A 15,184-nucleotide genomic window follows, 5' to 3' on the forward strand; every position below is an offset into this window, starting at 1 on the left:
TATCACCGGGGTCTCCGGCTGGCGATCGTCTTGACGATCAGCCGTCCCGTGTGACCGAGTGCGCCGACGCTGAGGCTCACGGAGAGGAGAGGATCGAGGACTGTCTCGCCGGGGATGAAGTTGTCGCCGACGCCCTGAGCCGATTCCACCGTGTCGACCGCGTTGTTGAACCGCTCCCGACGCTCCAGGGTGCCGCCGATGATGTCGGTGCCGTCGTTCACGATGTCGCCCCTGCCCCCCGGGCAGGTGCACGGGCTGGGTGCCTTGTCGAGCAAACCGGACAGGTTGGTCGGGCCGTGGACCGGGCAGGCGGGGTCGGTGTTGTGCACCAACATGTCCAGGCCGCCGACGATCACGAAGAACGTGTGCAGCGTGTCGACGGAGAGGTTGTACACCCGCTTCCGTTCGGTCCACTCCCTGGTGGCCAGCGCGGTCGCCGTGCCGCCGGTGGACGTCTGCAACTGGTCGCCGGGGGCCAGGTCACCGGCCTCCACCCAGCGCCGGCCCTGCGGCGACCAGAACGGGTGGCCCTGCGTCGCGGTGACCGTGCCGCTCGCCGTGCCCGCCTCGCCGTCGGTGTCCACCTCGACCTCGACGAGCTCCTTCTCGCCCTCGCCGACGATGACGGCGTTGACCGCGAAGGCGCCGGTACGGCCGGTCGTGGGGTCGGCGGCGAGCACCTTCTCGCCCACCTTGACCTTGCTGATCGGCTTGGTCGAGCCATCGGCCATCCGGACCAGGGTCTCGCCGCTGAAGCTGTTGCCGGTGGCGCAGGAGGCCACGTCGGAGACGTTGTCCATGCTGTGCCTGGCCTCCTTCAGCTTTGACCCGCCCCGGGCGACGTCGGCGATCTCGTCGGCGTGCCTGACTGCCAGGCTCCCCACCCGCGCCGCGCGCACCGCGCCGCCGCCGACGCCACCGAGGGCGTAGCCGGCGACCGTCGCCACGGTCCAGGCACACGCCTCGAGGTCGCCCTTGGTCACGCAGCTGACCAGGTCGGTGACGCCGACAGCTTCGGCGACGACGCTCAGCGCGCTCTGCACGTACGGTGCCGCCGCCTGGGCGAAGTCCACCACCGCCTCGGCCGCCTTGGACACCGTCTCGACGACCACGCCGGCCGCCTGGACGGCCGCCTGGTAGATGACCTTGGTGGCCTGGACCGTGTCGGCAACGACGTCCCGGATGGTGGCGACCACCGCCGCCGGGATGTGCGCCGCAGCCGACACCACCGTCTTGATGGCGGAAATCACCGGCTTGAGCACGGCGGCGACAGCCCTGATCGGGTTGTGCTGGGCCACGTACTCGATGGCCCGTCGCGCGGTCTCCGTGATTCTCTGCTTCGCCACGTAGATCGCCTGCCGCGCCTGCGCGGCCTTCTGCCTCGCCCAGTTCACCGCGCCGGCGGTGGCCTTGCTCACCGCCTTGATCGCGCGGGACACCTTGCCGGTCACCCAGGTGGCCGCGGATCTGACCTTCCCGCTGACCCATCTGACGGCCGCGCGGGCCTTGTTGTAGATGGCCTTCGCCGCGCTGGAGATCGCACTGGCCGCCCTCTTGATCGCCGAGCCGACCCAACTGACCACGGATTTCACCCCGGACCAGACGGCGCTGGCCACCCTCTTCAACCCGGACCAGACGGAGCGGGCCGTCCTCTTCACCCCGGACCAGACCTTGGAGGCAGTCTTCTTGACCTTGTTGATCACCGACTTGCACCAACCGCAGGACGGCCAGTACCCGTCCGGGTCGATGTGCGCCAGCGGATCGCCCGCCGCGTAGGTGTACCGGTTGGCCAGGATCGCGTCGCCGCTGCGGTATTCGACCGTGTCGCGGGAGACGAACGCCCCGGTGCCCGGCTCGTACCAACGCGCGCCCATGTCGACCTGGCCGGTGGCCGGGTCGGTCCAGTCGCCTTGGAAGCCCAGGTCGCCCGTGTCACCCTCGGTGGCGACGACCTCGCCGAAGGGGTCGTACGCCGTCGAGTCGGTGACGTCGGTCAGTGCGGTGTCGGCCGGGTCGATGCCGGCCACCACGTCGCCGTGCCCGTCGGTGACGGCCAGCAACTCCTCGGCACCGGTTCCGACGGCGACGACCTCGCCGGCCGGCCCGCGCGAGTAGCGGCCGGTGCCGTCGGTGACGACGTCGTCGGCCGTGCCCGCGTAGCCGAACGAGACCCCGCCGCGAGTCGCCACCCGGTCCAAGGCGTCGTACGTGTAACCCACCGTGCCGGCAGCGGTGAGCCGGTCGAACGCGTCGAACGCGTACGACTCGGTCAGGCCGGAACTGGTCCGCGAGGCGAGCGTGCCACGCGCGGTGTAGCTGTACGTGTAGTCCGAGTCGGACAGCAGGCGGTTGCGCTCGTCGTACGTGGCGGTCTTCGCCCCGGCCCGGGTGCGGTTGCCGGAGGCGTCCCAGGCGTATGCCACGGTGCCCTGCGGGCCGGTCCACGAGACCAGACGCCCGGCCAGGTCGTAGGCGTAGGTGTTGTTGCCCGCCCCGACCGTCCCGGTCGTCTTCTTGCCGACCAGCTTGTCCTCAAGGTTGTAGGTGTAGCCGATCGAGCTGACCGACTGCCCGGCCGAGTTGCGGGTGACATCGCTGGTGACGCGCGCCAGGTTGTCGTACGCGAAGGCGCGGGTGCGGCCGGAGCCGTAGTCGATGCCGGTCAACTGCCCGGCGATGTCGTAGGTGTAGCTCTGGGTCACCCCGGCGATGCCGTCGCGGATCGCGGTGAGCTGGCCCCGGTTGTAGGTGTAGGCGGCCGTCCCGGAGGCGTCGGCCCGGCTGGTCAGCTGACCGTCGGCGTCGTAGCCGAAGCTGGCGGCGCCGGCCCGGCCGGTGGACTTGAGCAGGTTGCCGCGGTCGTCGTAACTGAACGTGTCGGTGCCGACCGGCGCGGTGGCCCGGGTCAGCCGGCCGGTCAGGTCGTAGCCGAGGGTGCGCTCCGGGGTGCCGGCGCCGCTGCCGGTCTCACCGGTCAACCGGCCCGCCGCATCGTAGCTGCGGATCCGGGTCACCCCGCCGGGCGCGGTGACCTTGCCCGGCTGCCCGGCGATGTTGTACGCCACCGTCCAGGTGCGGTCGGTCGCGTTGGGGTGCGCGGCGGTGGCCGGTTCGATCTGCGACTCCAACATCCCCCAACTGTTGTAGGTGGAAATGGTGCGGTTGCCGCGCCCGTCGGTGTAGCGGGTGCGGTTGCCGGCCGCGTCGTAGCCGAAGCTGGTGGTGATCGAGGTGGTGGCGGTGACGGGCTCCACCTGCCGGGTCGGGCGGTCGAGCGCGTCGTACTCGTAGGTCGTGGTCACGCCGCCAGGGCTGGTCGAAGAGGTCATGTTGCCCACGGCGTCGTAGCCGTAGGTCTGGGTACGCAGGACCGAACCGTCCGGCGCCACGTCGGACTCGGCGGTGATCAGCCCCAGCGGGTCGTAGTCGACCCGCTCGGTGCGGCCCAGCCCGTCGCTGACCCGCACCTGCCGGCCGGCGTAGTCGTACCCGTAGCTGGTGGACACCCCGGCCGGGTCGACCACGCGGGTGAGCTGACCGAGCGGGTCGTACACGTTGGAGGTGGTGGCGCCGCCCGGCGACACCATCGACGTGACGTTGCCGGCGTCGTCGTAGCGGTACCGCGTGGTGAGGGTGCGGGCGGTGGGGTACCGCTCCAGCACCGTCGTGCTGAGCTGCCGGTCGAGGTCGTCGTAGGTCGCCTCGGTCCGGTTGCCGGTGGGGCCGGTCGCCGACAGCATCTGGCCGGTGCGGGTGTAGCTGTACCGGGTCACGGCCCGATCCGTGACGCCGGTCGGCTCGTCCCGGCTGACCAGCCGTCCGAGCTGGTCGTAGGCGTATCGGGTGGCGTTGCCCCGGGCGTCGACGGTCTCGACCACGTTGCCCGCGGCGTCGTAGCGGGCCGTCGTGGTCGGTTGCAGCGAGCTCACCCCCGCCGGCGGCCAGTACGTCGGGGCGGCCTGGCCGACCTGGCGGCCCACCCGGTTGTAGGCAAACCTGCTGACGTTGCCCCTGGCGTCGGCCAGGTGCACCGTCTCGTCGAAGGTGTTGTAGCCGGTGACCGTGGTCGGCGTGACCGTGGCCGGCGCGCCGCCGTTCTCCTCGGCGGCCACCGCCGGAACGGTCGCCCTGACCTGGCGGCCCAGCTCGTCGTACTCGTAGCTGGTGATCCGCCCGGCCGGGTCGGTGCTGGCGGTCAGCAGCCCGCGCTGGTCGAAGGCGTTGGTGGTGACCCGGGCGACCGAGCCGGCGGTGACCGTCTGACGGATCGGGTTGCCGCTGTCGTCGTAGGCGTAGTCGACCTGCTCGGGGGCAGTGGACATGGTCCACGGCACGTTGGACGCCCGGCCGGTGCGCGTCATCCGGGTGGCGTTGCCCATCGCGTCGTACGTGTACGACGTGGTCAACGCGGCGCCACCGGGGTTGACCACGACACTGGCGACCTGGCCCGCCCGCGTGAACGTCTGCTGGGTGACCGAGGTGCCGTTGGCCGCTGCCTGCCGGGTGAGATTGCCGGCGCCGTCGTACGTGTTCTCCTCCACGACGTAGTCGCGCTTGGCGCCGTCGGGGTCGCGGAAGTTCTTCAGCACGATGCGGTGCAGCTGGTCGTCGCCCTGGTACTGGTACTCCAGCCGCCGACCCATCGCGTCGGTGTCGCTGACCATCCGCCCCGCGTAGTCGTACGAGTAGGTGTGCAGCACCAGGTAGTCGCCGGTGCTGGGGCCACCGTCACCGGTGTACGCCCGCAGCCGGACCTCGGCCAACGCGTTGCGCGCGGTGTAGGCGTAGTCGTACCGGTTGCCGTTGGCGTCCACGACCGTGGTCTCGTTGCCGAACCGGTCGTAGTTCTTGACGGTCTCGTTGCCCTCCGCATCCGTGACCTTGATCGGCCGGTTGTGCTGGTCGTACTCCCACGTGGTGGTGCGGGTCTCGTCGTCACCGCGCACGTCGTCGACGTCGACGCGGGTCACGTTGCCGTCCACGTCGTAGGCGGTCGTCGAGCGCTTCTGGTGCGCCTGACCGGTCACCTTGTCGGTCGTGACCGGCCCGGTGGTGCCGACCAGCCGCGACAGCGCGTCGTAGGTGGAGCTGGTGACCACCCCGGCCGGGTAGGCGTTCGAGGTCTCCGTGGTGGTGAGCGTGCGACCGAGCGCGTCGTAGGTGTAGCTGGTGACCGCGCCCGACGGCTGCGTGGCCCGGTACAGGTCGCCGTTGTGGTAGTAGGCGTAGCGAGTGACCTTGCCGCGCGCGTCGGTGCTGCTCAGCAGCAGGCCGGCCGGCACGTTGCCGCCACCGTACGCGGCCTCGCCGCCGGTGGTGTAGGTGTGGCTGACCGTGCTGCCGTCCGGGTTGACCTGCGTCGCCAGCTCACCGGCCGAGGTGTGGGTGTAGGTGGTGCGGTAGGTGTTGTCGGTGGCGCTGGCCGAGCGTCCGTCCCGCGACTCGGTCGGCCGGTCGTTACGCGGGTCGAGCGGGTCGGTCACGGTCGCCGGATAGGTCGTGTAGCTGGTGTCGCAGACGCTGGTGGTACGGCAGGTCCGCTTGGACGTGACGTTGCCGCGCTCGTCGTAGGTCATCCGTACGGCGTCGCCGTTCTCGTTCGTGACCACGCTCTGGTTGCCGCGATCGTCGTACTCGAACGTGCGGATCGCCATCCCTTCCAGCGGGTGCCGCACGAACACCGGCCCGCCCGCGTCACCCGGGATGATCGTGCAGAACGCCGGGTCGCCCGGGTCGGGGGTGGAGCACACCTCGGTCGGCGGCGGTGACGGTGACGGTGTGGGCGAGGGGGGGCGGTCCTCCTCGCGGGCCTCCAGACCGAGCGGGGTGCCCGAGCGCAGCAGTTGCCCGGTGAGCGCGTCGTACTCGTACAGGTGCGGCCGGTTGGCCGGGTCCAGCACCTGCACGCTGCGGCGCAGGTCGGTGGCGCCGCCGTAGACCAGCGGCGCGCCGATGCTCCAGGTGCCGCCGTGCCGGTCGGTGTGCTTGGTGGCCCGGTCGGCCGCGGTGTCGTACGTGAACTGCGCCGCGATCTTGCCGCTGGGCAGGGTCACCGTGGTCAACTGGTTCGCGCCGGCGGCGTACCGGTAGTGCGCGGCGACCGCCGCCTGGCCCAGCGGGTGGGAGTAGACGGCCACCTCGTCGATCGCGCCGGTGAAGTACCGTCGCGCCGTCGCGCCCCAGGCCGGCCAGGAGGCCGGCGAGGTCGCGTACGCCGCGCCGAGCTGGTTGAAGGTGAGCAGCGAGTGCTCGACCGTCGCGCCGGTGCGCTCGGCCACCTTGGCACCGTCGAGGTAGAGCGTCTGCACGCCCCCCATGGCCGACAGCACGACGTGGTGCCAGCGCCCGTCGTTGACGACGGCGGTCGAGGCCAGCGGCGCGATCGTGGGGCCGCCGAACTGGCCGCGAAGCCGGCCGTCGGTGCCCACGTACAGCACCGGCACCCCGGTGGTGGACTCGGCGCCGAGCGCCTTGTCCTGGTAGCCCAGCAGCGGGCCGCCGCTGCCGGTGACGCTGTTCTTGAACCAGAGCTCGACCGCGCCGTCACGGGGCTTCTTCACCGCGCCCTTGGGCAGCTCGACCACGGAGGAGGTGCCGTTGAAGCTGGCCGCGGTGTTGCCGGTGCCGGTCAACGCGCCGGCCGTGCCGAGGGTGACGCCCGCGTAGGCGCCGGCGTCCTTGCCGAGGTTGACCGCGACCTCACTGCCGGCGGCGGCGCCCTGCGCCTCGCCCAGCCGCCAGTACGACTCCGGCTTCGCGTCGAGCATCCCGGTGCGGTAGTGCGAACCGGCGGCGTGGCCGTACTGGGTGCAGGCGTTGCCCGGGGCGCAGACCGAGGTGAGCAGGTCACCACTGTAGGTGTAGGTCCAGGTCGGCGCCGTGCCGTTGACCGCGTCCGCGGCGACGCTGACCACGTGCGCGCCGGACCAGGTGAAGACCAAGGACCGGCCGGCGGTGTTGGTCTGGCTGTTGGAGACCCGGGCCCGGGCCAGCTTCCCGTCGGTGGCGTTGTAGGTCAGCACGATCGACCGCAGGGCGGCATCGGTGATCTTCGTCAGTCGGCCGGCGGCGGAGAACTGGTAGGCCATCTTCGCCTTGTCCACCAGCGTCCAGACGGTGCCGTTCCAGGTCAGCGACGCGGTACGGCCGGACGGTGCGGCGAAGGTGCCGTCCGGGTTCCTGCCGAAGCGCACCTGCTGGCCGTCCGGGTAGGTGACCAGCACGTTGCCGGAGCCGTCCGCGTCGGCGACGAGGCGCATGTCGTAGCGGGTCGACCAGCCGGCCCCGAACGCGCCGTCGCGCCGCGGGTCGAGGCTGTTGTAGGTGCGGACCAGATTCAGCTCGGGACCGACCGTGGTGACCGTGGCATCCACCGCGGTGGTGGAGACGTTGCCGGTCTGCGCGTCGAACTCACGGTCGCGCGCCGCAGTCGTCGCGCCCGCGATCCGCGAGGTGATCTCCGGCTGCGGCACGGAGGTGAGCAGCGTAGAGCGCGGCGACGACACCTCGTTGCCGCCGTCCTTGACTATCACCCGCCACTGGTAGGTCTTGGTCCAGTACAGCCGGCCGGCCGGCACGGTCCAGGCGGTCTTGGCCTGGAAGCCGGAGTCGAAGCAGCCGGTGGTGCCGCCGGACGCCGTCTGCTCACACACCTCGAACTTGTAGGTGAGCGACAATCCCGGGGGCGCGTCGATGTCCACCGCGCGCGCCCACAGCTGCGGGGACAGGGTCGGTGCGGAATACCCGTTCGGCGGGTAGAGCTCCTGCACGACCGGTGGGATGTCGATGACCTCGAGCACCATCCGGGCGGGCGGCACCTGGTGGTCGGTGAAGACCACGCCGCCGGTGCGCACCATGGTGAAGTCGAGGAAGTACCTGCCCGGCGGCATGGCCTTGATGGTCGCGTCGAGGGTCACCCTGGCACCACGGGCCACCGGGGCGGTCAGGTTGGCCGCGCGCTGCTGGGAGACCGCCGCGCCGGTTTGCGCATTGTAGGCGCGGTAGGCCAGGTAGTAGCTGCCCACCGCCCACGCCTCGGCGCTGAGGTTGGTCACCGTCACGGCGACCCGGCCGGCCTGGTTCTGCAGCACCGGCGGGTTGGGCACCGGCTTCGGGATCTGGTACGAGGCGTTGTACGGACTGTGCGTCACGTACAGCCTCGGCGGGTTCGCCGTTCCGTTGCCGGTGAACCGCTTCCCGCTGAGCGGATCGGCCGAGGCACGCAGCGACAGGCCGTTGTTGGCCTGTTCCCCGTTGACCCAACGCTGCACCAGGGCGGCCCCGGCACCGCCAAGGTCGAACGCCTCGGCCGCAGCCGGGCAGGCCGACTGATTCTGGCCGAACGCGACATAGCCGTGCGCGAACGACTCGCCGGCCAACGCCGCGCCGACAGCCGGGCCGGGATAGGAGTAGCCGCTGCCGGCCGACCACCCGGCCGTCACCGGGTGCACGGTCACCTCCCGCGCCTGGCAGGAGTCGGAGTCGTAGTTGACCACCTGGAGCTGCGCGCCGAAGATGGTGTGGTAGCGCAGCCGGTCCACCAGGCCGCCGAACTTGATGTACGACGCGGCGTTGGTGCCGCTCACCGTGCCGACCCGCAGCTCGCTGCCGCCCGCGGCGGAGCCGGAGCCGTGCACGTACATGGCCGAGTCGGCGGCGCCCTCCGCGACCGGCAGCTCCACCGTCGGGTCCAGCCGCACCGGATAGACCCGGGCCTGGTCGCGCAGCCACCCGTCGTCGACGGAGACCCGCAGCGTCGGCCTGCCGCCGACGCCGAGCAGCTGGTACCTGACGGCCGTCGAGGTCACCGGAACGGGTGCGGCGTCGATGACGTAGCCCGGCGGGAAGACGGCCCGCACCGTGCCGGCGGCGTCGGAGAGCCGCACCGAGTTGTCATGTACCGCCGCGGTGAGCCCTTCGAGGCGCAGCGGGAAGTCGTACACCCGCGGCGCGTCCACGGAGCGCAGTACCAGGGTCTCCTTCAGCGCCCCGGGGCGCGACTCCAGTTCCAGGTCGACGTCGGGCAGCACCCCGCGGTAGACGACCAGCGCTCCGTCGGCCCGTCCGGGCACCGGCGCGGCGCCGGCCAACCCGTACGACACGGCCTTGCCGTCGGGGAGGGCGAAGCGGGCCAGGGCCGGGGCGTCGGCCCGTGCGGCGAGCCGGACACCCACCGCGTCGGCCGCGTTGCGCCAGCCCGAAGCGGTGTCGGCGGTCAGCTTCGGGTCGATCGGCGCCCAACCGCCCCCGGGGGTCCGGTAGTTGATCGGCGCGGTGGAGAACACGGTGGTCTGGGAGCCGTCGGTGTTGGCGTACACCTGCTGGTAGGCATCGCGCTGCTGCGCCAACTCCCGGCTGCTGGTCGGCTGGTAGCCACGCGCCGGCGCCTTCGGTGGCTGCCCCAGCGAGGCGGTGTTGGCCGGGGCGGTCGGCTGCTGCGCCAACGAGTGCTGCGGATAGCGCGATCGTTGGGAGGCGGGGATCTTCCGGTTCACCTGCTGCTGCGTGGCCGCGGCAGCCTTCGACGGCCCGTCCCACCGCTGCTGTGGTGCGGCGGCGTCACCGTCGCCCCAGGCCGACTCGGCCCCCGTACGCGACGTCGCATTCTGGCCTTCGACCGGCCGGGGCAGATCCCCCGTCCCGCTCACCAGGATGACGAACGTCATCGTCGCAGCCAGCGCGCTGACCAGTGCTCGACGCAGTGGCGGGCGCGCACGGAGCAGGTCCACGGTCCGGCCACCTGACGCGCTCATGTTGCCGTCATGCATCGCAGACCTCCGTGACGCGCGAGTTGCTACCCCGCATCGCGGCTCCGCGATGCCGCCAGTTGAATATCGCGGCACGCTGCGGCACATCGCCAGCTATATGGAACCGTTATCCGCAGCGGCCGTTCAACCGCTGCCGGTATCCGGCTGAACGCCTGAAACGCGTGCCCTGCCGTCGTCGAGCCACTCCCACGGACGGCCTGCACGCCGTCGGGACCACTCCCCACGAGCGCCTTCCGCCAGTCAGGGTCCAGCCGGGCGGCAGTGGCCAGGCGACAACCGTCGCGGCCAGGAGGCGCACCCGGAGCGGAACAAAGCCCTCGCCACCACCGCCGACGCCGCCCGTGGAACGACCGGCTGACCGAGGCGATCACTCCAGGGCGGCGACCACATTCCCTTGGCCGTGCCTCGCGTAAACGGCCCGAACAGCAAGCGACCCGTTACCGGAGTTCCGGTAACGGGTCGCACAGCCTGTCAACTACTGGTGGGCGATACTGGGTTTGAACCAGTGACCTCTTCCGTGTCAAGGAAGCGCGCTCCCACTGCGCCAATCGCCCTCGTCAACTTGCCGAGGTGGAGACGGGATTTGAACCCGTGTACACGGCTTTGCAGGCCGTTGCCTCGCCTCTCGGCCACTCCACCACCGAGGTTGCCTCCGACATGCATGGCGGCAGCTCCGAGCGGACGACGGGATTCGAACCCGCGACCCTCACCTTGGCAAGGTGATGCGCTACCAGCTGCGCTACGTCCGCTTGTCTCCGGCGTTAACCGGTGACGGATGAGAACTTTAGCCGAGTCCGGGAACGGTTGCCAACTCGGGGCCCGCCCCGGCGCGCCCCGCAGCCCCAACCCGACCCCGACCGAGCCACCCCCCGCTCCACCGAGCCACCCCCACACCCCACCCGGGGGGCAAGAGCGCGCAGATTCAGGGAATTAGTGGCCTCGCAGCTCGCCGAGGCCACTAATTCCCTGAATCTGCGCGCGCCCGTCGGTCTCAAGGGGCTGTGGGCGGGCGGTGAGGCGGTGAGCCTGGTGCGTAAGCTTCCTAGGAACCTGGGTGGGAGCACTTGGGGCATGCCTGGCAAGAGGGAAAAACTGTCAGTTTTCCGACTCTCTTGGTGTGAATCAGCCGCAGCGGTAACTGTTTGTGCACGAACGGATAGGTTACGGTAGCGGCGTGACGAGACGTGCCGCCGAGATCCGCCTGGATGCCCTGTTGCGCACGGCCTGTGACGTGATCACGGAACGAGGGCTGGCCAACACCCGCACGGCCGACGTGGCGCAGGCCGCCGGGGTCAGCCAGGCACTGGTTTTCTACCACTTCGCCACCAAGGAACGGCTCCTCGCCCAGGCCTTCGCGTACGCGGTGGAACAGGACCTCGCCCGGCTCGACGCCGTGGTCCGGTCGTCCGGCTCCCCCCTGGCCAAGCTCCGCAGGATGCTCAAGCTCTACACCCCGACCGGCCGGTCGACCTCCTGGCCGATGTGGATCGACGGCTGGTCGGAGTCCCTGCGCGCCCCGGAGCTGGAAAAGCTCTCCCGCCGGCTGGACCTGCGCTGGCGGGAGGATCTCGCGGCGGTGATCAGCGACGGGGTGCGCGAGGGCATCTTCGAGTGCGCCGACCCGGCCGGCGCGGCCTGGCGGATCAACGCGGTGATGGACGGCCTCGCCGTTCAGTTCGCGGTCCACGAACGGGTGATCTCCCGCCGCCAGTTCGCCGAGTGGATCCGGCTGGTGACCGCCCGCGAGCTGGGGCTGGACCCGGCCCAGCTCGACTGGTCCGCCCCGGCACAGGAGCGTTCCCGCCGGGCCGAGCAGCCCCAACCGCAGCCCGACGGCGTGGGCTGACCGCACACCACAGCCTGATGGCCGTGGGCTGACCGCACGCCGTGGCCCGACGGCCATGGACTGCCCACACGCCGTAGCCGACCGCACGCCGTGGCCCGACGGCCATGGACTGCCCACACGCCGTAGCCGACCGCACGCCGTGGCCCGACGGCCATGGACTGCCCGCACGCCGTAGCCCGACGCGGCCATGGACTGACTGCCGACAGAACTCCCGGACCGGCCGACCGACCGGCGCAAGCCCGCCCGGACGGCACGACGCGGGCGGTCAGCGGGGAGTCGGCGTGGATGCGGGGGTGCCAGGAACGCCGGGGGTGCCAGGAACGCCGGGGGTGCCAGGAACGCCGGGGGTGCCAGGAGCGCCGGGTGGCGGCAGGCCCAGGCGTTTCCGCAGCCGGGCCCGGGCCGGCGAGTGGACGTTGGCCAGGTCCAGTTCGCCGCCGTAGTGGGCGAGCACCCGGCGGTCCATCACCCGCCGCCACACGGGCGGCATCAGGGCGGCGACGACCATGGTGGCGTACCCGGCGGGCAGTTGTGGCGAGGAGCTGAAGCTGCGCAGCGTCTGGTAGCGGCGCAGCGGGTTGGCGTGGTGGTCGCTGTGCCGCTGGAGCTGGAAGAGGAAGACGTTGGTGACCGTCCGGTCGCTGTTCCAGCTGTGCCGGGGGTCGACCTTCTCGTACCGGCCGACCCGGGTGTGCTGCCGAGCCAGGCCGTAGTGCTCCAGGTAGTTGACCACCTCCAGCAGGGAGAACCCGAGGACGCCCTGAAACAGCAGGAAGGGCAGCACGCCCGCCCCGAACGCGGCGACCAGGACGGCGAACAGGACGACGGTCATCGCCCAGGCGTTGAGAATGTCGTTGCGGTACGTCCACGGGCTGCGGCCCCGGATGCGGAACCGGGCCGTCTCCAGCCGCCAGGCCGACCGCAGGCCGCCCCAGACGGTACGCGGCCAGAACGCGTAGAAGCTCTCCCCGAGCCGGGAACTGGCCGGGTCCGGAGGGGTGGCGACCCGGACGTGGTGGCCCCGGTTGTGCTCGACGTAGAAGTGGCCGTACCCGGTCGGGGCGAGGGCCACCTTGGACAGCCAGCGCTCCAGCCGTTCCCGCTTGTGACCCAACTCGTGGGCGGTGTTGATGGCGATGCCGTCGACCACGCCAAGGGTGGCGACCAGCCCGGCCGCGCCGAGCGGGTGCAGGTCGCCCGAGGCCCAGAGCGCGCAGCCGAGAACCAGGCCGCCGTACTGGGCGGGAAGGTAGAGGTAGGTGAGCCAACGGTAGTAGCCGTCCCGCGCCAGGTCCGGCACCACCTCCTCCGGCGGGTTGCGCCGGTCGTCGCCGATCAGCAGGTCGACCACGGGAATCACGCCGAAGACCGCCACCGGGGTGAGCCACCAGGCCCACGATCCCGCCCCGCCCCGCCAGGTCAGCCAGGCCAGGAAGGGCAGCGCCGGCACGACCAGCGCGAGCGGCCAGAGCGGCCTGCGCGGGTCGCGCCAGGCGCCGGAGAGGGCCGGCGCTGCGGACGGGACTGTCGATTCGGCACGCGCGGCCATCGCCGACCTCCGATCTCCCAGGTACGCCCGACTGTGGCACGGGTCACCATGTTTTACAAGATGGGAGTTTTTGTAAAATCGATGACTGTAGCTATATTGGTCCGATCGTGGCCCCACGTCGACGGGCGGCCGGGCCGGCCGGGGAGAATCAGCGCGTGTCCGAACTCTCCACAGCCTTCGTGAAGCTGCACGCGCGGCTCGCCCCGGTGACCTTCGTCCCCGAGGTCCGCCTGCACCAGGCCGACGAGCCGATCGGGCTGTGGGAGCTCACCGAGGGTGAGTTCCGCAGCTCCCAGCCGCCTCCGTTCTGGGCGTTCGCCTGGGCCGGCGGGCAGGGACTCGCCCGGTACGTCACCGACCACCCCGAGCTGGTCGCCGGCCGCCGGGTGCTCGACCTCGCGTCCGGCTCCGGCCTGGTCGCCATCGCCGCCGCCCGCGCCAGCGCGGCGGCCGTGCGCGCCGTCGAGGTCGACGAGCGTGCAGTGGCCGCGGTCGCACTCAACGCCAGGGCCAACGGGGTACGCGTCGACGCCGAGCTGGGTGACATCCTCGACGGCGACGCCGCCGACGCCGAGGTGGTGCTCGCCGGGGACGTCTTCTACAGCGAGGCGATGGCCCGGCGGATGCTGCGCTTCCTGCTCCGGGCCGCCCGGGCCGGCGCCCTGGTGGTGGTCGGCGACCCGGGCCGGGCGTTCCTGCCCCGGGAGCGGTTCCGCGAGCTGGCCGTCTACGACGTGCCGGTGCCGGAGGCGCTGGAGAGCGTACGGGTGAAGCGCACCACCGTGTGGGAGCTGGACCCGGCGCCGCCGGGGGCCGCCCGCTAGGTTGACGCCGTGCTGTTCCGGGGGTGGGGGGACGCCGTCGGCGGGCGGTGGCCGGACGTGGCGACGGTCGTCGACCACGTCGGCGTCGTACACCTGGTGGTGACCCGGCACGCGCTGGTCCGGCAGGTGCTCGCCGACCCGGTGACCTTCCGGCCCGACAACGCCCTGGACGCGGTCACCCCGCTGCCGGTGGCTGCCCTGCGGGTGCTCGCCGGGCACCGGTTCAGACTGCCGCCGACCCTGGCGAACAACGGCGGGGCGAGCCACCCGGAGATCCGCGGCATCGTCGCCGACGCACTGCACCCGACCCGGGTCGCCGCGCAGCAGCCCTGGCTGACCGGGCTGGTCCGCGAGCGGGTGGCCCGGCTGCGCGCGGCGCTCGACGCGGGCGTACCGGTCGACCTGCACGCCGACCTCGCCGCGGACCTGCCGCTGCTGGTGCTGGCCCGGCTGGTCGAGCTGCCGGACGCCCCGGTCGGCGCGGTGAAGGAGTTCGCCCGCGCGGCGCTGGAGCTGTTCTGGGCCCCGCTCGACGAGGCGCGACAGCGGGCGCTCGCCGCCGAGGTGGGCCGCTTCCACACCGTGCTGCGGGGGTTCGCCGCGACCGGGGGCGGCCTCGCCGCCCGGCTACGGGCCGCCGGGCACTCGCCCGACGTGGTCGTCGGGGCGCTGTTCTTCCTGCTGGTCGCCGGCCAGGAGACCACCTCGCAGTTCCTCACCCTGCTGCTGCACCGACTGACCGGCGAGCCGACGGTGCGCGCCGGGCTGCGCGACGGCAGCGTCGCGGTCGCCGACGTGGTCGAGGAGGGGCTGCGGCTGGAGCCGCCCATCGTCACCTGGCGGCGGGTGGCGGCCGTGGACGCCACGCTGGGCGGGACGACGGTGCCGGCGGGGACCGGCGTGGTGCTCTGGCTGGCCCGCGCCGGCCGGGACCCGGACGTGGTGCCGGCCCCGGACGAGTTCCGCCCGGGGCAACGCGGCTCCCGCCGGCACCTGGCGTTCGGGGCGGGGGCGCACCGCTGCGTCGGCGCCCAGTTGGCCAGGCTGGAGGCCGCCGTGGTGGTCGCCGAGGCCGCGCCGCTGCTCGACGGGGTGCGCGTCGTCCGCCCGCCCTGGTACCCGGACAACCTGACCTTCCGGATGCCGGACGCCTTCGTGGTCGCCCGCCCCTGACCCGGGCGGACCTGACGAAGGTGGG

General features: G+C 71.9%; 5 protein-coding genes and 3 tRNA genes. 3 read left to right on the forward strand and 5 right to left on the reverse strand.

Going from position 1 to position 15,184, the window contains the following annotated elements:
• Positions 1 to 2: 2 nt before the first annotated feature.
• From ACH4T9_RS20340 to ACH4T9_RS20355, 4 genes are all read right to left on the reverse strand, one after another.
• Entirely contained in the window at positions 3 to 9,767 is a 9,765-nt protein-coding gene (locus ACH4T9_RS20340) for an RHS repeat-associated core domain-containing protein (protein ID WP_396673258.1), read from the reverse strand.
• A gap of 479 nt (positions 9,768 to 10,246) precedes the next feature.
• Positions 10,247 to 10,321: transfer RNA gene (locus ACH4T9_RS20345), tRNA-Val, on the reverse strand.
• Positions 10,322 to 10,335: 14 nt separating this feature from the next.
• Positions 10,336 to 10,406, reverse strand: a tRNA-Cys gene (locus tag ACH4T9_RS20350).
• A gap of 37 nt (positions 10,407 to 10,443) precedes the next feature.
• A tRNA-Gly gene (locus ACH4T9_RS20355) sits at positions 10,444 to 10,516 on the reverse strand.
• A gap of 425 nt (positions 10,517 to 10,941) precedes the next feature.
• On the opposite strand from ACH4T9_RS20355, the gene ACH4T9_RS20360 reads away from it, so the two are divergent.
• Positions 10,942 to 11,613, forward strand: coding sequence for a TetR/AcrR family transcriptional regulator (locus ACH4T9_RS20360; RefSeq protein WP_396673259.1), 672 nt, complete (start codon positions 10,942 to 10,944; stop codon positions 11,611 to 11,613).
• A gap of 265 nt (positions 11,614 to 11,878) precedes the next feature.
• On the opposite strand, the gene ACH4T9_RS20365 is transcribed toward ACH4T9_RS20360, so the two are convergent.
• On the reverse strand, positions 11,879 to 13,162 hold the full coding sequence (locus ACH4T9_RS20365) for an alkane 1-monooxygenase (RefSeq protein ID WP_396673260.1): 1,284 nt from the start codon (positions 13,160 to 13,162) through the stop codon (positions 11,879 to 11,881).
• Positions 13,163 to 13,317: 155 nt separating this feature from the next.
• Between ACH4T9_RS20365 and ACH4T9_RS20370 the strand changes: the two genes are divergently transcribed.
• Together ACH4T9_RS20370 and ACH4T9_RS20375 are read left to right on the forward strand one after the other, a co-directional pair.
• The gene (locus tag ACH4T9_RS20370) at positions 13,318 to 13,986 is read left to right on the forward strand and encodes a class I SAM-dependent methyltransferase (protein WP_396673261.1); all 669 of its coding nucleotides are present in this window, start codon (positions 13,318 to 13,320) and stop codon (positions 13,984 to 13,986) included.
• Between the two features lie 9 nt (positions 13,987 to 13,995).
• Entirely contained in the window at positions 13,996 to 15,159 is a 1,164-nt protein-coding gene (locus tag ACH4T9_RS20375; protein ID WP_396673262.1) for a cytochrome P450, read from the forward strand.
• The last annotated feature ends 25 nt before the right edge of the window (positions 15,160 to 15,184 follow it).

The sequence above is a fragment of the Micromonospora sp. NPDC020750 genome, assembly GCF_044334565.1.
GTDB lineage: Bacteria > Actinomycetota > Actinomycetes > Mycobacteriales > Micromonosporaceae > Micromonospora.